The organism is Oceaniglobus sp. K40-3, from assembly GCF_055808395.1.
The window spans coordinates 2,602,792-2,624,357 of the sequence record NZ_CM147868.1 but is presented as its reverse complement, the minus strand read 5'-3'; the positions used below and the strand labels follow the sequence as shown (position 1 = coordinate 2,624,357).

The 21,566-nt window shown below is 62.7% G+C and carries 18 protein-coding genes and 2 pseudogenes; 11 read left to right on the top strand and 9 right to left on the bottom strand.

All coding sequences use genetic code 11. From position 1 onward, the window contains the following. Window positions 1-22 precede the first annotated feature (22 nt). The 4 genes and pseudogenes from AC0L7P_RS13580 to AC0L7P_RS13565 form a co-directional block, all read right to left on the bottom strand. A complete protein-coding gene (locus AC0L7P_RS13580) occupies window positions 23-1,009 on the bottom strand; it encodes a zinc-binding metallopeptidase family protein (protein ID WP_473433224.1) in 987 nt (328 codons plus the stop codon). Further along, window positions 1,006-2,108: pseudogene (locus tag AC0L7P_RS13575) on the bottom strand (pyridoxal phosphate-dependent aminotransferase). Before AC0L7P_RS13575 ends, AC0L7P_RS13580 begins: the two are co-directional and overlap by 4 nt. Before the next feature lie 83 nt (window positions 2,109-2,191). Continuing rightward, a complete protein-coding gene (locus AC0L7P_RS13570; protein WP_473433223.1) occupies window positions 2,192-5,323 on the bottom strand; it encodes a valine--tRNA ligase in 3,132 nt (1,043 codons plus the stop codon). A gap of 198 nt (window positions 5,324-5,521) precedes the next feature. Continuing rightward, window positions 5,522-5,962 carry an Lrp/AsnC family transcriptional regulator gene (locus tag AC0L7P_RS13565; RefSeq protein WP_473435462.1) on the bottom strand — a complete coding sequence of 147 codons (441 nt, stop codon included), beginning with the start codon at window positions 5,960-5,962 and terminating at the stop codon, window positions 5,522-5,524. A gap of 221 nt (window positions 5,963-6,183) precedes the next feature. On the opposite strand from AC0L7P_RS13565, the gene AC0L7P_RS13560 reads away from it, so the two are divergent. From AC0L7P_RS13560 to AC0L7P_RS13545, 4 genes are all read left to right on the top strand, one after another. Further along, window positions 6,184-7,326 carry a type III PLP-dependent enzyme gene (locus tag AC0L7P_RS13560; RefSeq protein ID WP_473433222.1) on the top strand — a complete coding sequence of 381 codons (1,143 nt, stop codon included), beginning with the start codon at window positions 6,184-6,186 and terminating at the stop codon, window positions 7,324-7,326. Between the two features lie 77 nt (window positions 7,327-7,403). Beyond that, window positions 7,404-9,707, top strand: coding sequence for a xanthine dehydrogenase family protein molybdopterin-binding subunit (locus AC0L7P_RS13555; protein ID WP_473433221.1), 2,304 nt, complete (start codon window positions 7,404-7,406; stop codon window positions 9,705-9,707). A gap of 52 nt (window positions 9,708-9,759) precedes the next feature. Continuing rightward, window positions 9,760-10,683 (top strand): DUF2235 domain-containing protein, encoded by a 924-nt coding sequence (locus AC0L7P_RS13550; RefSeq protein ID WP_473433220.1) that lies wholly within the window; start codon window positions 9,760-9,762, stop codon window positions 10,681-10,683. Window positions 10,684-10,868: 185 nt separating this feature from the next. Beyond that, window positions 10,869-12,206, top strand: a complete 1,338-nt coding sequence (locus tag AC0L7P_RS13545) for an MFS transporter (protein WP_473433219.1) — start codon at window positions 10,869-10,871, stop codon at window positions 12,204-12,206. Here the strand turns inward: AC0L7P_RS13545 and AC0L7P_RS13540 are convergent. Genes AC0L7P_RS13540 through AC0L7P_RS13525 form a run of 4 tightly spaced genes read right to left on the bottom strand, consistent with a single transcriptional unit; the run spans window position 12,122 to window position 15,914 of the window. Then, window positions 12,122-12,907, bottom strand: a complete 786-nt coding sequence (locus AC0L7P_RS13540; RefSeq protein ID WP_473433218.1) for a heme ABC transporter ATP-binding protein — start codon at window positions 12,905-12,907, stop codon at window positions 12,122-12,124. The genes AC0L7P_RS13545 and AC0L7P_RS13540 overlap by 85 nt on opposite strands. Further along, entirely contained in the window at window positions 12,907-13,974 is a 1,068-nt protein-coding gene (locus tag AC0L7P_RS13535) for a FecCD family ABC transporter permease (RefSeq protein ID WP_473433217.1), read from the bottom strand. Before AC0L7P_RS13535 ends, AC0L7P_RS13540 begins: the two co-directional genes overlap by 1 nt. 3 nt (window positions 13,975-13,977) lie before the next feature. Continuing rightward, window positions 13,978-14,856 carry a heme/hemin ABC transporter substrate-binding protein gene (locus tag AC0L7P_RS13530; protein ID WP_473433216.1) on the bottom strand — a complete coding sequence of 293 codons (879 nt, stop codon included), beginning with the start codon at window positions 14,854-14,856 and terminating at the stop codon, window positions 13,978-13,980. After that, entirely contained in the window at window positions 14,853-15,914 is a 1,062-nt protein-coding gene (locus AC0L7P_RS13525) for a hemin-degrading factor (protein ID WP_473433215.1), read from the bottom strand. The genes AC0L7P_RS13530 and AC0L7P_RS13525 overlap by 4 nt, the downstream gene beginning before the upstream one ends. 215 nt (window positions 15,915-16,129) lie before the next feature. Between AC0L7P_RS13525 and AC0L7P_RS13520 the strand changes: the two genes are divergently transcribed. The 7 genes and pseudogenes from AC0L7P_RS13520 (at window position 16,130) to AC0L7P_RS13490 (ending at window position 20,988) form a co-directional block, all read left to right on the top strand. After that, complete coding sequence (locus AC0L7P_RS13520; RefSeq protein WP_473433214.1) at window positions 16,130-17,158, top strand: TonB-dependent receptor plug domain-containing protein; 1,029 nt, start codon at window positions 16,130-16,132, stop codon at window positions 17,156-17,158. Continuing rightward, window positions 17,055-18,128: a TonB-dependent receptor domain-containing protein gene (locus AC0L7P_RS13515; protein ID WP_473435461.1), complete on the top strand. Its 1,074-nt coding sequence runs from the start codon at window positions 17,055-17,057 to the stop codon at window positions 18,126-18,128. Before AC0L7P_RS13520 ends, AC0L7P_RS13515 begins: the two co-directional genes overlap by 104 nt. A 70-nt stretch (window positions 18,129-18,198) precedes the next feature. Further along, entirely contained in the window at window positions 18,199-18,636 is a 438-nt protein-coding gene (locus AC0L7P_RS13510; RefSeq protein ID WP_473433213.1) for a hypothetical protein, read from the top strand. Next, window positions 18,633-19,292, top strand: coding sequence for a MotA/TolQ/ExbB proton channel family protein (locus tag AC0L7P_RS13505; protein ID WP_473433212.1), 660 nt, complete (start codon window positions 18,633-18,635; stop codon window positions 19,290-19,292). The genes AC0L7P_RS13510 and AC0L7P_RS13505 overlap by 4 nt, the downstream gene beginning before the upstream one ends. Before the next feature lie 25 nt (window positions 19,293-19,317). Continuing rightward, window positions 19,318-19,667, top strand: a pseudogene (locus AC0L7P_RS13500) (biopolymer transporter ExbD). Continuing rightward, the gene (locus AC0L7P_RS13495; RefSeq protein WP_473433211.1) at window positions 19,664-20,050 is read left to right on the top strand and encodes an ExbD/TolR family protein; all 387 of its coding nucleotides are present in this window, start codon (window positions 19,664-19,666) and stop codon (window positions 20,048-20,050) included. The pseudogene AC0L7P_RS13500 and the gene AC0L7P_RS13495 overlap by 4 nt, the downstream one beginning before the upstream one ends. After that, on the top strand, window positions 20,047-20,988 hold the full coding sequence (locus AC0L7P_RS13490; protein ID WP_473433210.1) for an energy transducer TonB: 942 nt from the start codon (window positions 20,047-20,049) through the stop codon (window positions 20,986-20,988). The genes AC0L7P_RS13495 and AC0L7P_RS13490 overlap by 4 nt, the downstream gene beginning before the upstream one ends. 39 nt (window positions 20,989-21,027) lie before the next feature. Here AC0L7P_RS13490 and AC0L7P_RS13485 read toward each other — a convergent pair whose 3' ends face one another. Next, window positions 21,028-21,534, bottom strand: coding sequence for an ATP-binding cassette domain-containing protein (locus AC0L7P_RS13485; protein WP_473433209.1), 507 nt, complete (start codon window positions 21,532-21,534; stop codon window positions 21,028-21,030). Window positions 21,535-21,566: the final 32 nt, after the last annotated feature.

Below are 21,566 nucleotides of genomic sequence, written 5' to 3'. Positions count from 1 at the left end.
TGTCACATGGTCTGCCTGAAATTCAGGCGCGGAAGGGGGCGATCAGGTTGTGGATGAATTGTAACTTGTCGATCACCGGCGCCGAGAGAACGAAAGGATAAAGATCGGGCTGCCCGAGCGAGCGGTTGACGGCGTTGATCGCGATGGTCACCGGCACCCAGGCGTCGATCACCGATTGCGCATCCGGGGCTGCGTATGGGTCGAACTTTGCGCCACGCTGTCCGGCGTTGATGCCATAGGCCCAGGCGGTTTCCAGCCCGTCCACCATATGAAGCCAATGGGCGAAGGTTTCGGCGAAATCCTCCCAGGGGTGTGCGGCGGCATAGGCGCTGACGTGGGATTGGGGCCAATCATGGGGCGCGCCGTTGGCGTAATGGCGTTGCAGGGCATCGGCATAATCCTGTCGGTCATCCCCGAACAGCTGACGGCATTGGGCAAGGACCGGAGTGTCGCGCACCAACAGCTCCCAGTAATAATGGGCGATCTCGTGGCGCAAGTGGCCGATCAGGGTGCGGAACGGTTCGCCCATGGCGGTGCGGCGTGCCTCGCGTTCGGCATCATCGCCTTCTGCGATATTAAGGGTGATCAGCCCGTTGTTGTGACCGGTAAGGACCGGTTCACCCTCGGCGGTGGCCCCGTCAGCCAGAAAATCGAAGGTCAGGGCGGGGCGGGGGCCATCGGCGGCAACGGGTGTGGGCAGATTCCAGCGGATCAGCGAATAAAACAACCGCCGTTTGGCCCGTTCGATGGCCCCCCAGCGGGGGCGGTTTTCCGGCTGGTCCAGATCGGGCACCGTGCGGTTGTGCTGACAGGCGCGGCAATAGGTGCCGCCCGGCGCGGCCAGCCAGTTGCAATCGGCGGTTTTGGCATTGGCACAGCGGGTCAGGCCATCGGCCCGCACCAAGGCAATCTGGCCCGGATCAAACGCCAGATCTGTGGCGCAGACCACGCAATGGGCATTGCTGAAATGCGCCTCGGCGGCGCAGGACGGGCAGGTGAAACGCTTCATTGTGTGGTGGCCGCCAGCGCGCCGGGCAGATGATGCGCCAGCAGATCGAGTTCATGGTCCCGGCCACAGCCAAACCGGATGCAGCGATCCTGTGGGGCGACAAAGGGCATGCGCACAAAGACGCCCCGCTCATTCAGCCCGCCCAGAACCTTTCGGGCAAAGGGACCATCCTTGCCGCAATCGACAGTGACGAAATTGGTTGCGGATGGGATGGGGCGCAGGCCATTTTCATAGGCGATCTGCGCGATACGGCTGCGGGCATTGGATATTCTGGCAAGGGTTTCAGTCAGATGATCCTGCGCGCCCAGGGCGGCCAGCGCGCCCGCCTGCGCGATGCGGTTCATCCCGAAATGGTTACGGATGCGATCAAACGCGGCGATCAGATCGCGCGGCCCGATGGCATAGCCGACCCGCGCCCCGGCCATTGCGTAAGCCTTTGAAAAGGTGCGCATACGGATCATGTTTGGCTGTTCGGGGGCCAGTGGCGGGGCGGTGCCAATGGGGGCGCATTCGACATAGGCTTCGTCAAGGACCAACAGGGTTTGCGAGGGAAGGTTGGCGATCATGTCGGAGATCGCCCGGGCGCTGTGCCAGGTGCCCATGGGGTTGTCCGGGTTGGACAGATAGATCAGCGATGCACCAGTGGTTTTTGCTGTGTCTACCAGCGCTTGCAGGTCTTCGTGATCGTCGCGGTACGGCACCTTGTGCAGGGTGCCGCCGTAGCCTGCGACGTGGAAATTGAAGGTGGGATAGGCGCCGTCCGACGTAACGACATGGGTGCCATGGGTGACGGTCATGCGGCAGAGATAGCCCAACAGGGTGTCGATGCCTTCGCCAACCTGGATATGAGCCGCGTCGATGGCGTGATGGGCGGCAAGGGCATGGCGCAGATCGTAGCTTTGGGAATCGGCGTATTTCCAGATGTCATGGGATGCTTCCTGCATCGCATGGATCGTGGCGGGGGCAGGGCCAAAGGTGTTTTCATTGGCGCCGATGCGGGCGTCAAAGGGGCGCCCCTTTCGCGCTCTGCCGTTTCCGGGCCGACAAAGGGGACGGTGGCGGGCAGGCTGGCGATGTGATCGGTCAGAAAACGGGACATGGGCGCGCCTTTGTTTCAAACGGGATCGCCGGGGGCGGATGTGCGCCTCCGGCGGGAGTATTTTTCGTCAGTAGAAAGCCGGATCAGTCGATTTCCGCAAGGCGGTTGATGGCTGCCTCAAGGCGTTGTTTTTCTTCGGTTTTGACGGCAGCCTGTGCTTCGGTTTCCTCGATCACCTCGGGGGCGGCATTTGTGCGGAACTTGGGGTTTTTCAGACGGCCCGACAGCCCGCCCAGTTCTTTTTCAATCTTTTGCAAGGCTTTGGACAGGCGCGCCTTTTCTGCTGAAACGTCGATGATTTCGGCAAGGGGCAGGGCGAATGTGCCACCCGCAACCGGAATTGTCGCGCTGCCTTTTGGGGCGGTTTCAGCGCGGCTGACCGTTCCGAGTCGGGCGAGTTTTTCGATCATCGGGGCGTTGTTTTCCCATGCGGTCTGGCCGGCGGCGTCGAGATCAAGCATCAGAAGATCGGCCTTGAGCGCGGCGGGTACGTTCATTTCACCGCGTACCGAGCGGATACCTTCGATCAGGGAAATTACCCAGTTCATTTCGCGGTCGGCGGTTTCGTCAATGAGTTCAGCGCCATAGGTGGGCCAGTCGGCGTGGATCAGCATTTTGGCGCGGGTGGTCTGGCCCCAGAGTTCTTCGGTGATGAAGGGCATGACGGGGTGCAGCAGGATCAGACATTGATCCAGCACCCAGGCCAGGGTGGCGCGGGTTTCTGCCTTTTGCTCATTTGTGCCGTCAAGGAGGAGCGGCTTTGACAGTTCCACATACCAATCGCAGACCTTGCCCCAGACAAAGACATAGAGCGCGTTGGCGGCGTCGTTGAAGCGGTAGGTTTCCAGGGCGGCGTCCACCTCGGCGCGGACTTTGGCGGTTTCGCCCATGATCCAGCGGTTGACGGTCTGGGTTGGCGTGGGCATTGCGCCGGGCATTGCCTCGTTCATTTCGGCAAAGCGGAAGGCGTTCCAGAGCTTGGTGCCGAAATTGCGGTTGCCGGCAATGCGTTGCGTGCTGAGTTTCAGATCGCGGCCCATGGAAGCCATGGCCGTGACGGTGAAGCGCACGGCATCGGCGCCGTATTCGTCGATCAGTTCCAGTGGGTCGAGGACGTTGCCCAGGGATTTGGACATTTTCTTGCCCTTCTCGTCGCGCACCAGGGCGTGGACATAAACCGTTTCGAAAGGTTTCTGCCCTACGACTGCGTATTGCATCATCATCATCCGGGCGACCCAGAAAAAGATGATGTCAAACCCGGTGATGAGAACGGATGTGGGAAAGTATTTTTGCAGCGCCTCGGTGTTTTCGGGCCAGCCGAGCGTGCCAATGGGCCAAAGACCGGAGGAGAACCATGTATCGAGCACGTCAGGATCGCGCCAGATGGGATAGACCAGCTTTGTCGGGTCCTGGGTGACATTGTAGTCGGACAGGGAAACCGCAAGCTGGTGAATGGCGGCTTCACGGTCGGCTACTTCGATCACGCGGGCGGCGTGCAGCGGGCTGGGCAGGCTGGCAAGATCGTTGCGGAACCTGTCGGTGATCGTTTCCAGGTCGGCGGCACAATGGAGGCGGCGACCCGAATGCACCAGATGATCGCGGGTGAGCAGGGCGTGCAGTTCAACCTCGTCCAGTGCATTGTCGCCTTCGTCGTCGTGGAAGGATGAGGTGTGCAGGTCAAGCCCGTACCACACCGGAATCTGGTGGCCCCACCAGAGTTGGCGTGAAATGCACCAGGGTTCGATGTTTTCGAGCCAGTTGAAATAGACCTTGCGGTCTTGTTCGGGCAGGATCGTGACGTCGCCGTTGCGCACAGCATCAATGGCTGGCCCGACGATTTTCGCGGTGTCGACGAACCACTGATCGGTCAGCATGGGTTCAATCACCACCTTCGAGCGGTCACCGAAGGGCTGCACGATCTTCTTACGCTCGACCAGGGGGCGCTCTTCGGTTGTTTGCACGCCCTCATCGCTTTCTATCAGCGTGGGGATCGTGACGGCGAGGCCTTCTTCGGTGATCTGTTGCACGATCTGTTCGCGCGCTTCAAAGCGTGTCAGGCCGCGCAGATCATCGGGCACCAGGTTGATCTGGCTGACATCGGGCGCTTGGGGGTGTTCATTGTTTGCAGCATTGGCGGCGATCCATGTGCGGGCCAATTCGCCCGCCTGCTTTGCGGAATCTTCGTATGGCTGCCCATCGGCGCGCATCTGCCCTTTGGTGTCGAGCAGGGCATAGAGCGGGATGCCGTTGCGCGAGGCAACGCCGTGGTCGTTGAAATCATGGGCGCCGGTGATTTTCACGGCGCCGGACCCGAAGGTGGGGTCGGGGTATTCATCGGTGATGATCGGGATCAGGCGGCGGTGTTCTTTCGGTCCCACCGGGATTTCGCAGAGTTGGCCGACAATGGAGGCATAGCGTGTGTCGGAAGGATGCACCGCCACGGCACCGTCGCCCAGCATGGTTTCGGGTCGGGTGGTGGCAATGGAGATGTAATCGCGGGTCTCGCGCAGGGTGACATTGCCGTCGTCGTCTTTTTCGACGTATTCATAGGTCGCACCACCCGCCAGCGGGTATTTGAAATGCCACATGTGGCCGTCGACTTCGATATTTTCGACTTCGAGATCGGAAATCGCGGTTTCGAAATGCGGATCCCAGTTGACCAGCCGGGTGCCGCGATAGATCAGCCCTTTTTCGTGCATATCCACGAAGACCTTGATCACGGCATCGTGGAAATTGCCCTCTTCGCCCTCGGGGGAATCGGGGGCGCCGGACATGGTAAATGCTTCGCGCGACCAATCGCAGGAGGCGCCCAGACGTTTGAGCTGACCGATGATGGTGCCGCGGGATTTGATCTTTTGCTGCCAGACCCGTTTGGTGAAGGCCGCGCGCCCCATTTCGCGGCGGGTTGGTTCCTGATGCTCGGCCATGTCACGTTCGGTCACCATCTGGGTGGCGATGCCGGCGTGGTCTGTGCCCGGCTGCCAAAGCGTGTCGAACCCGCGCATCCGGTGCCAGCGCACGAGTATGTCCTGCAACGTGTTGTTGAACGCGTGACCCATGTGCAGGTTGCCGGTGACATTGGGCGGGGGGATCATCACGCTGAAGGTTTCGGTGCGTGAGGCATTGGCGCCTGCGACGAAACAGCCGGCCTTTTCCCATGCGTCATAAATGCGCCCTTCGGCGTCGGCGGCTTGGAATGTCTTGTCCATCGGCATTGCGCGTTCCTTCCTCGTGTTGGCTTTGATTTATCGACAAGGCGGGGCGAGGGAAAGGGGCGGTTGTGCCGGGGGAGGGGGCGGGAGCCTCCGGCGGGAGTATTTTGGATCAGCAAAAAGCAGGTGATGCGGAAAGAACGTAACGCGGCGGTCTGGTGCCAGACGGGGAATGGAATGCGCCGCAGGCGCGCCTTTTGGTCAGACCCCGGTGATCGAGCGGTCGAGTTTGGTGGAGAGGTGGATCAGGCTTTCGGTGTCGATCACACCGGTTATTGCGCCCAATTTGTCGAGCGTGTCGTCCAGTTCCTGGGTGGATTCGGCGGCCAGTTGCACGATCATGTCAACGCGCCCCGAGGTGGTGTGGACGATTTCGACCTCGGGGAGTGCCCTGAGTCGGGTCAGGACCGCCGCGCCGCTGCGCGGTTCGATCTTGACCAGGACCGTGGCGCGGATGCGGCGCAGGGTCATCGCCTGCCCCAATCGCACGGTATAGCCGCCGATCACGCCGGTGCGTTCCAGCCGCTCGATCCGGGCCTGCACCGTGCTGCGCGCCACCTTGAATCGGCGCGCCAGACGCGATGTCGAGGTCGAGGAATCGGCCGCGAGGGCCGCTAAAAGGCGTTGGTCCAGGTCGTCCATCATTCTGCCCGCTGTTTTCGTCAATTTAACGAGGATATCGCACAATTCAACTCTTTTCATCGGTGAAATCAGCCGTCATATGGTCCACAGACTTCAGGAGATAAGGGCGGCGTTCTCGCGTACCTGGCCTGGTGTGGTGGACCTTCGTGTATGCCTCCCAACCGGGCCTTCCGGGCAAGAGAAAGCAGCGGCTTTTAATCCTTCTGAGGAGACCTGACCCCATGGGACTGTCAAAAACCATCTTTGCACATCCGACCGAATTTCTGGTGCGTGAGCAGCCCGATGATCCGGTCCTGTTCTTTGCGCCCATGGTTCTGCAAGCCACGGCCAAGCGGTTTCTGGCGGGTTTTCCCGGCCTTGTGACCTATGCGGTCAAGGCGAATCCTGATGAGATGGTGATTGCCAACCTCGCCGCTGCGGGCATTCGCGGGTATGATGTGGCCTCGATTCACGAGATCGAGATGATCCGCCGGGTCGCTCCGGGATCGGCCATGCATTACAATAACCCCGTGCGTTCAAAGGCGGAAATTGCCCGTGCGGTTGCCCTTGGCGTGCGGTCGTTCTCGGTGGACAGCCACAGTGAATTGGCCAAGCTGGCGGCGCTGGTGCCGGCGGGTGCGGAAATTGCCGTGCGGTTCAAGCTGCCGGTCAAAGGCGCGGCCTATGATTTCGGCGCCAAGTTCGGCGCCACCGCCGAATTGGCCACGGCGCTGCTGGCCGAGGTTGGTGCGCTGGGCTTTACCGCATCGCTCACCTTTCACCCCGGCACGCAATGCACCGATCCTGCTGCATGGGATGCGTACATCCGCACGGCGGCCACCATTGCCACCGACGCGCGGGTGCAGATTGCCCGCCTGAACGTGGGCGGCGGTTTTCCGGCCCACCGTCTGACCGCCGTGACCCCCGAGCTTGAGGCGATCTTTGCCCTGATCGACCGGGTGAGTGGCGAAGCCTTTGGCGATCAGCGCCCGGCGCTGGTATGTGAGCCGGGGCGCGCCCTGGTGGCCGAGTGTTATTCGCTGGCCACGCAGGTGCGGGCAATCCGCGACGGGGAACATGTGTTTTTGAACGACGGGGTTTATGGCGGGCTGACCGAACTGCCGCTGATCGGCAACCTTGACCGTATCGAAGTGCGCAACGGTGAGGGCGCACGCCGCACCGGTGCCCCCTGCGCGCGGATCGTCTTTGGCCCGACCTGCGATTCGGTCGATCGGCTGCCCGGCGACGTGAATCTGCCCGACGATATGGACGAGGGCGATTATGTGATGTTTCATGGCGCGGGGGCCTATTCCTCGGCCACGGTGACGCGGTTCAACGGCTTTGGCAATTTTCACATCATCACGGTTATGGCGCTGCAAAGCTAACTATCCTGCGGGCGGGGCTGGACACTGCCCCGCCTGCCGCTAGTGTTCCCTGCAAATGTTGCGTGCAGGAGAAGACCATGGACAGCTTTGGAAAATCGCAATCCACCACCCGGGTAGAGGATGTTCGGTTTGTCACCGGCGCCGGGCGTTATGTGGATGATATTGCGCCCGCAGGGGCGCTGTTCGGGTTTGTTTTCCGCTCATCCGTGGCCCACGCCGAGATCACGACGCTGGATCTGGAAGAGGCCCGCGCGGCACCCGGTGTTCACATGGTTCTGTGCGCGGCGGATGTGCGCGCGGCGGGCGGCAAGCTGGGCATGTCGGCCGCGCTGGTGGATAACCGTGACGGATCGAAAGGGGCAAACCCCGAACGCCCCTATCTGGCCGAGGGCCGGGTGCGGTTTGTCGGTGAACCGATTGCCTTTGTGGTGGCCGAAACCCTGGCACAGGCCCGGGATGCGGCGGACCTGATCGAATTCGATTACGACGATTTGCCGGTCAAGGTGGATGTCACGCCCGGCGGCGATGCCATTCACCCTGAGGCGCCCGAAAATGTGGCCTTTGATTTCGGCATGGGCGATGAGGCGGCGACAGAGGCCGCGTTCAATGCCGCGGCCCATACCGTTAGCCTGCGGATTGACGACAACCGGGTCATTACCAATTCGATGGAGCCACGCGGCGCCTGGGCCGAATGGGAAAATGACCGTCTGCACGTCTGTTACGGGGGGCAGGGGGTTTGGGTTCTCAAGAATGAACTGGTCGCGGCCTTTGATCTGACCCCTGAACAGGTGCGCGTGACCACCCCTGATGTGGGCGGCGGGTTCGGGATGAAAGGCTTTGCCTATCCTGAATATCTGATGGTTGCCGCTGCTGCCCGGGCGCTGGGACGGCCGGTGCGCTGGATGGGCGAGCGGACCGAATCCATGCTCAGCGACAATGCCGGGCGTGATCTGGTGTCGGTGGGCGAGTTGGCCTTTGACAGCGATCACAAGATCACCGCCTATCGGATCAAATCCCTGTGCAACATGGGCGCTTACAATTCGGGTTTTGCGCAATTCATCCAGACCGAGCTGTTCTGCAAGGTTCTGATGGGCACCTATGCGGTGCAGACCACATGGATGCAGGCCACCGGCATTTACACCAACACCACCCAGGTTGATGCCTATCGCGGGGCCGGGCGCCCCGAGGCGATTTTCGCGCTGGAACGGCTGATGGATTACGCGGCGCGCGAATTGGGCGTTGACCCGTGGGAACTGCGGCGGCGCAATTTCATTCCCGCCGATGCGTTTCCCTATACCAGCGCCACGGGCGAAACCTATGATGTGGGTGATTTCCACCGGGTTCTGGCGGCGGCCGAGAAATTCTCGGACAGGGCCGGGTTTGCGGCGCGGCGCGCGGCATCAAAGGCCAAGGGGCGGCTGCGCGGGCAGGGGTTGTGTTATTATATCGAGTCGATCCTGGGCAACCCGAGCGAAACCGCAACAGTCGAGTTTCAGGATGACGGCACGGTGTTGATCTTTGTCGGCACCCAAAGCAACGGGCAGGGCCACGAAACCGTCTATGCCAAATTCCTCAGCGATCAGACCGGCATTCCCATGGAGGCGATCAGCGTCGTGCAGGGTGACAGTGACCGTATCGCCACCGGCGGCGGCACGGGCGGATCACGCTCGGTCACCGTGCAAAACAACGCCACGCTGGGAACGGTGCGCAAGATCGTCGAAGAATTCAGCGGGTTTCTGGCGGGTGAGCTGGGCGTTGATGCGGCGGATATTGAATTTGATGATGAACGGTTCCGCGCCAAGGGCCGTAATGAAACCCCATCCATGCTGGATGTGGCGGCCATGGCCCGCGACAAGGGGCGGCGCGATCTGTTGCGCCAGACCCAGACTGAAACGCTCCCGGCGCGCAGCTATCCCAACGGGGCCCATGTGGCCGAGGTTGAGATTGACCCGGAAACGGGGCAGGTGACGGTTGAAAAATATTCGGTCGTTGATGATTTTGGCAACCTTATCAATCCGATGCTGGCCGAAGGTCAGGTGCATGGTGGCGTGGCCCAGGGGGTCGGGCAGGCATTGACCGAACAGGTGGCCTATTCCGAGGATGGGCAGCTTTTGACGGCAACCTTCATGGATTACGGGCTGCCGCGTGCCGACGATTTGCCGATGATTGCCTTCACCACCGAGGCGGTTCCCTCGACCGCCAACATCATGGGCATGAAGGGGTGCGGCGAGGCGGGAACCGTGGGCGCGCTGGCGGCTGTGTCGAATGCCGTGCTTGATGCGGTCTGGGACCGTGGCATTCGCCAGATCGACATGCCCTTCACCCCGATGCGGGTTTGGGCCACCCTGAATCCAGAGGATGAAACGACTGCCGCGGCATAGGGCACGACGCCCCGCCGTTCGGCAATCCCCATGGCGCGAACGGCGCGGCCCGGTGACCCATGTGATCCTGCTCGACGGGACCATGTCGTCGCTTGAACCGGGCTGCGAAACCAATATCGGGCTGATCTATAATCTGCTTGAGGAACTGGCGCCGCGCGCCGATCTGTCGGTGCGCTATGAGCCGGGCATTCAGTGGGTCAACTGGCGCCACGTGCGCAATGTGATTCTGGGGCGGGGGCTGGATTCACAAATTCAGCGGGCCTATGGCGCGCTGGCCTCGCGGTATCGGCAGGGCGACAGGATATTTCTGTTCGGCTATTCCCGGGGGGCCTATGCCGTGCGGTCGCTGGCCGGGGTCATTGACCGGATCGGGCTGGTGCGCGCCGATCACGCCACGGCCCGCAACATCGCCCGCGCCTATCGCCACTATCGTGACCTGAGCGATCATTCCGCCTTCCGCGCCGCCCATTGCCACGATCATGTCGAGGTCGAGATGATCGGCGTCTTTGATACGGTCAAGGCGCTGGGCCTGCGTGCGCCCATCCTGTGGCGGTATTCCGAGCCGGCCTATGCGTTTCACAACCACAAACTGGGCCATACCACGCGCCACGGGTTTCACGCGCTGGCGCTTGATGAAACCCGCCGCGCCTATGCGCCGGTGCTGTGGCACAGCGTGCCCGAATTTACCGGGACGCTGGAACAGGTGTGGTTTCGCGGGGCCCATGGCGATATCGGCGGCCAGCAGGGATGCCGCCCAGAATGCCGGCCCCTGGCCAACATCCCACTTGTGTGGATGCTGGAAAAGGCCGACGGCTGTGCGCTGCCCCTGCCTGAGGGGTGGCGCGCGCGGTTTGTGATGGATGTGACCGCACCGTCAATCGGCACGACCTTTGGCTGGAGCAAGATATTCCTCAGCCGGGCGCGGCGCATCACCGGCCAAGACCCAAGCGAAAGCATTCACCCCACTGCGCGGTGATCTTCGCCTTGTTTCCGCCCGGCAGCCCAACTGGTGGGGCGGTGGCCCTTGACCATCAGGCACCCCCGTGCAAAGTCTGCCGTTGCACTGCCGCACGGCATTTGGCCGGGCAGTGCCGTATTCTCGCAAACTTCTGCTTTGTCGCCAAATCAGAGCGCCATAGCGACCGATGATGAGTGATAAAAATGAATTCTGTTCTCAGCCATAAACCCGCCACGTCATATTCCATCATATTTGCGGTCAGCGGTGCGCATCTTATCAATGACCTGATTCAGTTCCTTCTTCCCGCGCTCTATCCGCTTTTCAAAGCGCAATACGATCTGGATTATTTTCAACTGGGCCTGCTGACTCTGGCGCAACAGATTACGGCTTGTGTGTTGCAGCCGGTCATGGGGCTTTATGGTGATGTGCGGCCAAAGCCATTCACGCTTGCCGTTTCGCTTGCGATTGTTGCTGTTGGAGTATTTTTTCTGGCGACGGCCAATTCCTTTGGGCTGTTGCTGTTGGCGGCGGCCATTCTTGGGATCGGGTCGGCCCTGTTTCACCCCGAGGCGTCGCGCGTATCGCGTATGGCATCGGGCGGAAAGCTGGGTTTTGCGCAATCCAGCTTTCAGGTGGGTGGCAATACCGGCACCGCTTTGGGGCCGTTGGCCGCTGCATTGTTCGTTTTGCCGCTGGGGCAGTACAGCACGATCTGGTTTGGTCTGCTTGCCGTGATCGGGGTCATGGTTCTGGTGTGGGTTGCCCGTTGGTATGCCAATCACCAACGCATGACGAATCTGAACCGGCAGGCCCCGGTGGCAAAACCGGATATCAGCAACAAGACCCTGATTGTGTCTTTCGCGGTTATCGGCGCGCTGCTGATGAGCAAGTTTGTCTATATCGAAACCTTCAAAAGCTATTACATCTTCTTTCTGATCGAGAGATTCGGCGTCGAAATCCGCGCGGCGCAGGGGTATCTTTTTGTGTTCCTCGGGGCGGTTGCCGTTGGCACGTTTTTTGGCGGGCCGATCGGTGACCGGGTCGGGCGGCTGAAGGTGATCTGGGGGTCCATTCTGGGCGCGCTGCCTTTCGCGCTTTTCCTGCCGCACATGAATCTTTTCGGCACCGTTGTCCTGAGCATTCTTGTCGGCCTGATCCTGTCTTCGGCGTTTTCGGCAATCGTTGTTTATGCGCAAGAATTGTTGCCGCAAAAGGTGGGTATGGTTGCGGGGTTCGTTTTCGGATTTGCCTTTGGAATTGGCGCGATCGGCGCGGCGCTGCTTGGCGCGGTTGCCGACCATTTGGGAATTCAGCAGGTGTTCAGCCTGTTGGCGTTCCTGTTGTTTCTGGGGGGCTTACGATCTTTCTGCCCGACATTGAAACACGGCAGTAACGCCCCGCGATCCGGCCACCGGCAAAACGCCATTGCCATTTCGCGGGGCATGTTCGGACGGCGTTATTCGACCGCAGACGCCGTATGGGGCAGGATAAACGTCGCGCCGGGCGGTGGGGCCGCATTGACCCGCAGCGCACAGCCATAGGCCCGGGTCAGCACCGCATCGCACAGCACGTCGGGGGTTGGCCCTGCCGCCAGCACCCGACCGGCGCACATCACCGTAACGGCATCGGCGAACATCGCCGTCAGGTTCAAATCGTGCATTACCGCGATCACGCCGCCGCCGCGGCGGGCGTAATCGCGCGCGATCCCCATCACCTGCAACTGATGCGCGATGTCCAGACTGGCGACCGGTTCATCCAGCAACAGCCACCGGGGCTGTCCGTCGGCCACCGGATGCCACACCTGGCACAGCACGCGCGCCAGTTGCGCACGTTGTTGTTCGCCGCCTGACAGTTCCTGGTAAAACCGATGGGCAAATCCACCCAGCCCGACAGATTTCAGCGCCCGCGCAGGCAGGTCCGTTTCTCCGCCCGATGTTCCCGATTGCAGGCCCATACGCACCACTTCGATCACTGTGAACGGAAAGGCAAGAACGGCAGCCTGGGGCAGCACGCCGCGCCGCGCCGCCAGTTCCCATCCCTTCATCGTGGTGATGTCGGTGCCGTTCAGGGTAACTCGCCCGCCGTGCTCCACGTCGCCGGTCAGCGCCTTGAGCAGGGTCGTCTTGCCCGATCCGTTCGGCCCGACAATGGCCGTCAGTGCCCCCGCCTGCGCGGCGATATGGCTGGCGTGCAACACCTGCTTGCGCCCGAAGATGACATCGATGTTTTCTGCCCGCAGCATCACAGGTCCACCATCCCGCGACGGCGTAGCAGGATCCACAGAAAGACCGGCGCGCCAAGGATTGCGGTGACGATTCCGATAGGCAGTTCCGCAGGCGCAATCAATGTGCGGCTGATCACGTCGGCCAGCAATAGCAGGCTGCCCCCCAACAGCGCCGCATTGGGCAACAGGGTGCGGTGATCCGGCCCGGTTGCCAGCCGCAACAGGTGGGGCACCACGATGCCGATGAAACCGATACCGCCCGAGACAGCCACGGCCGCACCGGTGGATGCGGCCACGGTCAGGATGGCGATGGATTTCAGGCGTTGCACCGGAACGCCCATGTGCGCCGCCGTCGCTTCGCCCAGGGCCAGCCCGTTCAGACCGCGCCCGAGAAACGACGCCGCAACGATCGCCGTCAGAATCAGCGGTCCGGCCACCAGCGTCTTGGCCCATGTGGCCCCGGCCAGCGATCCCAGCCCCCAGAACGTCAGATCACGCAGTTGTTGGTCATCGGCCATATAAACGAGGATGCCCGACACGGCCCCCGCCAGTGCGCCCAATGCGATGCCGGCCAGCAGCATGGTCGCAACCGAGGTGCGTCCTTGCCGGGTGGACACCCGATAAAGCAGCAGCGTCGACCCCCAACCGCCAAGGAAGGCGGCCAGCGGCACCAGATAATTCCCCACCGTGTCGATCAATGCCAGCGGCAAGGTTGCCCCCAGCACGATCGCCGTGATCGCGCCCAACCCGGCACCGGCCCCGACGCCCACCAGGCCCGGATCGGCCAGCGGGTTGCGGAACAATCCCTGCATCACCGCCCCGGCCACGGCCAGCGCCGCACCGACACAGACGCCCATCACCATGCGCGGTGCGCGAATGTTCCACAGTACAATGCGCTCGGTCTGATCGAGCGGTTGCCCGCTGGCGATCTTGCCGATGGCGCCCCACAGCGATGTCCCGGACGCGCCCCATGCCAGGCTGAGCACACAGCAGCCCAGCAACAGCAACGCCAGCCAGAAATGTGCGGCCCGTGCATGGGCCGCGCGGTCGCGGAGCGGCGCTTCGAATGATGTGACGGCCGCCATCGTTCAGCCTCCGTAAAGGGCGTTGGCCAGATCGCTCACCGCTTTGGCGGTGCGCGGGCCAAAGCCCAGCAGATACAGGCCGTCCATTCGGATCACAGCGCGCGTTTTCGCTGCCGGGGTGGTGGCAACCGCGGGCATGGCCAGCACCTCGTCCGCCGCTGCGCCGTGGTCGCCGCCACGGTCCATCATCAGAATGACATCGGGCGCGGCCATGGTCACAGCCTCGTCGGTCAGGAGCTTGTAACCTTCGAACCCGCGCTGGGCGTTTTCGGCCCCCGCCATGGTGATGATTCCCGCCGCAGCGGTGCCAGAGCCTGACGCCGTGATCCTCCCGCCCTGGGTGCTGAGGATGAACAGCACCCGTTTGGGGTGATCGCCCGCCATGGTCCGGGCCTGATCTTCGGCGGTCTGCAATGCGGTATCGACCTGTTGGGCCAGGGCTTCGGCGTCAGCGTTGTCGTTCAGGGCCACCCCGACGGCGCGGATCTTGGCGACGATGCCCGCACGGTCATATGCGTCGGGCACCGTAACGAATGGCACGCCGGCGTCTTTCAGCAGGCCGACCGCTTCGGGCGGCCCTGCATCGCTTTCGGAAATGATCAGATTGGGTGCAACCGACAGCACGCCTTCGGCGGACAAGGCCCGCATATACCCCACATCGGGCAGGGTCTCTGCCTGCGGTGGAAAGGTCGAGGTGGTGTCGCGCGCTGTCAGCCGGTCCCCTTCGCCCAGGGCATAGATGATTTCCGTGACAGAGCCGCCGATGGAAACGATCCCGTCGGGTTTTGCGGTGTCCGCCGCAACCACTGCCGTTCCCGCTGCGATCATGACTGTGGCCAAGGCGGTGCAGGCAACAAACCTTTTGCGTGATTTGCAACTCATGCCGACACCTGTTCGGCAAGCCCGGGCAGCCCGGCAACCAGGTTGCCCCATGCCGCACGGCTGTCGCGGCCTTCCTTGCCCACACCGAACACCTGAAAAATCAATCCCCCGTCGACGTCGAACGCCTCAAGCGAAATGGCCGGTCCGCGCTGGGTTGGCTTTTCGACGGCCCAGACCTCGGCCACCCTGTCGGCGCGCAGATGCAGGTTGAAACCGGGGTCGATGACATTTTGCCAGGGGCCCATGGGTTTCAGGGTGCGGATCGGGCCGCTGTGGATCTGGATGCAGCCGCGATTGCCGACAAACACCATTACCTCGATCCCCGAATCGCGCACCTGTTCCAACATCGTGACCGCGGCAGTTGGGGCCAGCGCGCGCACAAAGGGGGCGCCGACACTGCGATAGGCCCCCAGACGGTTCATCCGCAGTTTCGATGTCAGGCGCATGAATTGGTGGGTGTCGGTCATCCGGCCCCATTCCGCGCGCAGGATATCGATCTTTTGCGGGTTTTCCTTTGCCCCTTCGATGGGGTTGCGCGGTTCGGTATCGCAACGCGGTGCCTGATCGGGCAGGGCATGGGCCGATTTCGCGGCGTCCCACGCCGCAAGGTCGGACCCGTCGCGCAGGAATATCTTGTGTACCGCATCGCCAGCGGCATTGAACACCTGAATGCTGCGCCGCACGCTGTCGTCGACAGTCTTTTCCACCATAAAGGCATGGCACCATTGTGACGGGAAAATCCGCAGATCAATGTCGTCGGTCAGGACGATCGCGGCATGCTGGCCGGTGCTGTAATTGTCATAGACGCCGATTTTTTCATGAACCACATGATCGTTGCGGGTCAGGGCCATCACTTCGCCGAAGGTTTGCGCCGCGCCGATCACCGCGTCGGGGTGCGCGGTGATCCGCGTTACGCCGTCGCCGCAGCGGGCGGCGACCAGTTCGGCCTCGGTGATGCCAAGGGTTTCGGCCAGGTCACGGGCGCGCAGCCCGGGGTTGCGTCCTCGCGGGAGCGGATGTTTTCGGCAGACGGGCGTGTTGTATCGGGCATGGTGCACCTTGTGATTTGTTGAGGGAATGCTGGCGCGGCACAAGGCCCGGCTGGCTTGCCGATGATCTTTGGATCGGGCGGCAAATGTAGTTGACAGTTTTAGTAGGTCTTTTTATGCACCTCAAGCGGCAATCGTCGGAATTGACATTCGCCGCTGAAATTTATGCCCAGCCAGCCCAACGCGAGCATCCCGGCACCCACGTCAATCCTTGGGGATGCAGTATGACCAGATCACAGATGAAAACCGGGCTGCGCAGCTCGACCGCGCTTGCCGCGCTTGTCCTTTCGATGGTGCCCGCCACCGCCCAGCAGGCCGACGGCGAATTTCTTGGCACCATCGTGTTGGGCGAAGGAAAACGCGCGGTTCAGACCGGCACCGCCACCCCGGTGACCGAAATCGACAAGAAAGAGATCGACGACCGGCAGGCCAACACCGTGGCCGAGCTGATCGATTCCGTGCCGGGTGTGGCCCTGGTCAACGGGTCGACGCCACAGGGATCGGGAATCAATATTCGGGGCTATGGCGCCAACGCGACCTTTGGCACCGACCAGAAGGTCGCGGTGCAGGTTGATGGCGCATCGGTGGGCGCGGAAGAACTGTATCGTATCGGTACGCAATTGTTCACCGATCCGTTCCTTTACAAATCGGTCGAGGTGATCCGCGGCACGGTGGGCAGTTTCGAATATGGATCGGGCATCGTCGGCGGTGTCGTGCGGCTGGAAACCAAGGATGCGTCGGACTTCACACTGGGCGAGATCGGCTTTGCGGGCAGCCAGACGTTGCAGTTTGCAACCAACGGCGATGGCATCACCAGCTCGACAACCCTGGCCTGGCAACCGACCCAAAATCTGGAGTTCCTGGCGAATTATACCTGGCGCGATCAGGACCAGCAGGACGATGGCACCGGTGCCACCATTGGCAACAGCGATTTCACTCTGCCATCCTGGCTGGCCAAGGCGAAATACACGTTCGGCGCAAACCGCGACCAATATGTCAGCCTGATGTATTCCGACACCACGTCGTCAGAACGCGATGTCCCCTATGACACATTCGAAACGACCGCCGGATTTTTCGGCAACGTGGATCGCGATATCGATCTCGCGCACAAGTGTGCTGACCTATGGCTGGAACCCCGCGGCCAACGATCTGGTCGATCTGACCGTCGCATTGTCCTATGCCGATCAGGTGATCGAACAAACGGCCGTCGGCCCCGGTGCCGACGATCTGCGCAATGCCGATCACCGGTATGAAACGACCAAGCTGTCGTTCCACAACACCAGCCTGTTCGACACCGGCGCAGTTGCCCATGAATTGCGCACCGGGCTGGAATTCATCCGCAAGGACCGCCAGAATGCATCGTCGGCCCCCGGCGGGCGCGACGACCGGATCGCGCTGTTCGCCGTAGATGAAATGCGCATTGGCAGCGCCTGGACGATCACCCCGGCCCTGCGGTTTGAAACATCAAAGATCAGCGCCAGCGATCCCGCCTTTGGTGGTCCGTTCAAGGACAGCGCGCTGATGGGCGGTGTCTCGGCGCGCTATGCCTTTGGCAACGGGTTTGCGGTGTTCGGCAGCGCCGCCTATACCGAAAACCTGCCCATCCTTGACGATCTGGGCGACCCCGCCCTTATCGTGCAAAGCGAAAAGGCGCGCACGTTTGAACTTGGTGCCTCCTGGGATCGCACCGATCTGTTCGTCTCGGGCGATACGTTTGCGATCAAGGCGAACCTGTATCAAAGCACACTTTATGATGTGACATCCTATTCCTCCAGCTTTGGGGCCAGTTCGGCCGATCGCCCCGACGAGATTGAAACCAAGGGACTTGAACTCGAAGCGTCCTATGCGCTGGAAAGCGGGCTGTATTTCGACGTGAACGCGAACATCACCGACGGCACAGAACGCGATGGCGCGCAAAGCGGACGCTGGCGCAACACCCCTGCCGACAGCCTGCGCGCGACGGTGGGCAAAAAGTTCGGCGATGCGCTCGATCTCAGTTGGGAACTGGTGGCGAGCCTGGGGGTGAACGACGGCACCCAACAGGCGTCGGGGTTTGGTGTTCATAATCTGCGCGCCACCTATGCGCCGCAACAGGGTGTTCTGGAAGGCACCGAAATTCGCCTAGGAATCGAGAATGCCCTGGATCGCGACTATACGCCGTTCCTGTCCACCCGTCCGGCACCGGGGCGCAACATCAAGCTGACTCTGGCAAAAAAGTTCTGATCTTGGCCCCTGTATCTGATCGCCCCCGCACCCATCCCCTGGCGCCATCACACCGCAGAGTGTGTTTGTCATGACGGACCGAACCCAAGGGCCACTGGCGGTGCTGATCGCTTTTGCGATGACCGCCGGTGTGGCCACAGCACAGGAAACGGACGTGGCCCCCGGCCTGTCCATCGAACTGAACGCGGCAACCACAGAGGCGGGCGTTTGCACGCTCACCTTTGTGGCGATCAACGGGTATGCCGCCGCAGTCACCCATGCGGTGTTCGAAACGGTGCTGTTTGACACCGACGGCGATGTCGAGCGCCTGACCCTGTTCGACTTTGCCGATCTGCCGCCCGCGCGTCCGCGCGTCCGCCAGTTCGTGCTGGATGGGGTCGGTTGCGGTGATCTGGGCCGGATCCTGATCAACGGCGCCAGCACGTGTGACGCGCCCGATCTTGCGGCTGGGGCCTGTGTGGACGGGCTTCAATTATCAAGCCGCGTTAATGTGGAGCTGATCGGATGAATGATCTTGTCGACCGGCTGGCCGGAATCGCCGATCTTGGCGGTCCGGTCGTGCTGTTGCTTGTGTTGGTATCTGTGGTGACGCTGGCCACCGTGTTGTTCAAGCTTTGGCAGTTTGCGGCCAGCGGCGTAGGCCGCCACCGTGAATTGACCCGGGCCGTCGCGGCGTGGGATGCCGGTGATAGGGCAGGGGCGCGGGCCGCCCTGATCCGGTCGCGCAGCTATCTTGCACCGGTGATCGGGATGGCGTTTGGCGCACCGGGCGATCCGGCCGCCGCAACCCGCCTGACAACCGAGGCGGAAACCCGGTTCGCCCGCCTGGAACGGGGGCTGCGGTTTCTGGATGCGGTGGCGCAGCTTGCGCCGCTGCTGGGGTTGTTCGGCACGGTTCTGGGCATGATCGAGGCGTTCCAATCCTTGCAGGACGCAGGCGCGCAGGTCGACCCGTCGATCCTGGCGGGGGGCATTTGGGTGGCGCTGCTGACCACCGCGGTCGGGCTGGCCGTGGCGATGCCGACCGCCCTGATCCTGACCTGGTTCGAGGGCCGGATGGAGGCCGAGCGCGTCCTGGCGGAACGCGCCATTGCCACCGTCCGATCGCCGTTGGGCAGCACCGGCAGGACCACCCCGGATACGGCTGTACCGGCCCATGGGTAGGGCGGCGCGGCGCCGCAGGCTGTCGATGACGTCGTTGATCGACGTTATTTTCCTGCTGTTGTTGTTCTTTATGCTCAGTTCGACCTTTTCGAAATTCGCCGAGGTCGAACTGGCCTCTGCCGCCGCAGGCGCGGACGTTGCAGAGGGGGAGCCACCGTTGTTCCTGCAACTTGCCGCTGGTGGGCTTACGCTGAACGGGGGGCTGTCACGCTTGCCGGACTGCCTGCCGCCCTGACAGAGCGGGCGCCCCATGGCGACCGCGCGTTGCTGGTGTCGCTGAAACCCGGTGTCGATGCGCAGCGGCTGACCGATGTTCTGGTGGTGCTGCGCCGCGTACCCGGCATTTCGCCCACCGTTCTGGGCGGCGACACATGAGGCGTCGGCGCAGCTCTGGTGGGCGCGAACCGACCATCGCCCTGATCAACATCGTGTTTCTGATGCTGGTGTTTTTCATGGTCGCCGGAACGCTGGCCCGCCCGCTGGACCCGACCCTGTCGTTGGTGCGCACCGCTGATCTGGATGGGCGCGCGCCGCCGGACGCCCTTGTTGTGCACCCCGACGGCAGGATCACCCACCAGGGCAGGGATATTGCATCGGTTGCCGCCTTTGTCGCGGGGTTGGCGCCGCCAGATCGTGCTGTGCTGCGTGTCGTGCCGGATCGCCGGCTTGACGCGGCGCGGCTGGTCGGGCTGGCGGGCGAGCTGCGGGCGGCGGGGGCCGAAAAAATCGTGATCGTTACGCAAAGGGCCATGAAATGAGCATCCGGGCAGGCATGATGAAAACGCTGGCTGTTGTTGGTTCGGTCGGGCTGCACGCGGGGCTGGCCGTGGCTCTGATCCGCCCTGAACCGATCATGATCGAAGGCGCTTCGGGGGGCCGCGCGGCAAGCCTGGGCAACAGTTTCGCCGATATGGCCGTCGGAACCGTCGCGCCGTCGCAAGCGGTGGAAACTGCGGTAGTTGCACGGGCGGCGCCCATGGCCGATGCGCCGCCACCTCTGGCTGCGGCCCCGAAACCTGTGGCGCAGCCCGCAACCCCGGCCAAACCGGCAAAGGTCGCCCCGAACCCGATCAAGGCCCTGACGCCATCGCGCGCCACAATCACGGCGGCCGCCACTCGGGAACCTTTGGCGGTTGAAACGGCGCCGAAGGTAGAGCCTGCCCGGACCCTCGATGTCGACCGGCAAACCAGATCAGCCGAAATCGAACCTGGGGTCGTTGTCCAATCGCCCCGCCCGGCACCGCGCACGGCACAGTTTGAAAAAACGAACCAGACAATGCCACGGCACCAGGCGGATGCGACACAGCCCAAACGCCCGGCACCGCCAAAGGGGAATGCGGCGCAAAACGCCCGCGTGGGCGCATCGGATGGGCGCCGCAACGCCGCAAAGGCACCGAAAAGCGCCGGCGGCGCCGCCACCCGCCGTGCCGGAAACGCCGCCGTCAGCAATTATCCCGGGCAAGTCATGGCGCGCCTGTCGCGGGTGCCCAAACCCCGGGCCGGGGCGCGCGGCACGACGACCGTGTCATTCCGCATTGCCGCGAACGGCGCACTGTCGGGGGCGGCCATCGCCCGCAGTTCGGGGTCGACGGCACTGGATCGCGAGGCCCTGCGCCTTGTGCGCCGCGCCGCGCCGTTTCCGCCACCGCCTTCTGGCGCGAAAACCCGGTATTCCGTTGCAATTTCAGGGCGCTAGATGTGAAGAATCGCCGCGCGGCCCATCCGGTCGGCATCGCTAGACCGGCACGACGACATCCTGTCCGGCCACATTCTTGATCGCCAGGCCGGTTCCGAACAGATCGCTCAGCATGGTGCCGGTCATTTTCAGAACCCGTGGGCCAGATGTGACCAGCCGCCCGTCTTTCAGCGCGACGATGCGGTCGGCATAGCGGGCGGCGACGCCAAGGTCATGCAAGACGATCACCACGCTGCGCTGTTGGGCGCCCTGCCGCGTCAGGGCGTGCAGGCGGTCCATGATGTCGCGGGCATGGCGGGGGTCCAGCGCCGAAAGCGGTTCGTCCAGCAACAGCCAGGGCGTTTCCTGCGCCCATGCCATTGCCACGAATGCCCGCTGGCGCTGACCGCCGGACAGGGCATCCAACCGCCGATCCGCCAGCGCGGCAAGATCAAAGGTGTCGATGGCTTCGGTGATCTTGATCAGGTCGGTGTCGCGGGGGCGCCCGTGGTGATGGGGCCAGCGCCCGAAACTGACCAGATCGCGCACCGTCAGCCGCGCTGTCACCTGCTCATTCTGGGCCAAAAGCGCGACACGGC

Coding starts and splice junctions, on each gene's coding strand:
- AC0L7P_RS13580 (WP_473433224.1), bottom strand. CDS start 1,009: ATGAAGCGTTTCACCTGCCCGTCCTGCGCCGCCGAGGCGCATTTCAGC.
- AC0L7P_RS13570 (WP_473433223.1), bottom strand. CDS start 5,323: ATGCCGATGGACAAGACATTCCAAGCCGCCGACGCCGAAGGGCGCATT.
- AC0L7P_RS13565 (WP_473435462.1), bottom strand. CDS start 5,962: ATGGACGACCTGGACCAACGCCTTTTAGCGGCCCTCGCGGCCGATTCC.
- AC0L7P_RS13560 (WP_473433222.1), top strand. CDS start 6,184: ATGGGACTGTCAAAAACCATCTTTGCACATCCGACCGAATTTCTGGTG.
- AC0L7P_RS13555 (WP_473433221.1), top strand. CDS start 7,404: ATGGACAGCTTTGGAAAATCGCAATCCACCACCCGGGTAGAGGATGTT.
- AC0L7P_RS13545 (WP_473433219.1), top strand. CDS start 10,869: ATGAATTCTGTTCTCAGCCATAAACCCGCCACGTCATATTCCATCATA.
- AC0L7P_RS13540 (WP_473433218.1), bottom strand. CDS start 12,907: ATGCTGCGGGCAGAAAACATCGATGTCATCTTCGGGCGCAAGCAGGTG.
- AC0L7P_RS13535 (WP_473433217.1), bottom strand. CDS start 13,974: ATGGCGGCCGTCACATCATTCGAAGCGCCGCTCCGCGACCGCGCGGCC.
- AC0L7P_RS13530 (WP_473433216.1), bottom strand. CDS start 14,856: ATGAGTTGCAAATCACGCAAAAGGTTTGTTGCCTGCACCGCCTTGGCC.
- AC0L7P_RS13520 (WP_473433214.1), top strand. CDS start 16,130: ATGACCAGATCACAGATGAAAACCGGGCTGCGCAGCTCGACCGCGCTT.
- AC0L7P_RS13510 (WP_473433213.1), top strand. CDS start 18,199: ATGACGGACCGAACCCAAGGGCCACTGGCGGTGCTGATCGCTTTTGCG.
- AC0L7P_RS13505 (WP_473433212.1), top strand. CDS start 18,633: ATGAATGATCTTGTCGACCGGCTGGCCGGAATCGCCGATCTTGGCGGT.
- AC0L7P_RS13495 (WP_473433211.1), top strand. CDS start 19,664: ATGAGGCGTCGGCGCAGCTCTGGTGGGCGCGAACCGACCATCGCCCTG.
- AC0L7P_RS13490 (WP_473433210.1), top strand. CDS start 20,047: ATGAGCATCCGGGCAGGCATGATGAAAACGCTGGCTGTTGTTGGTTCG.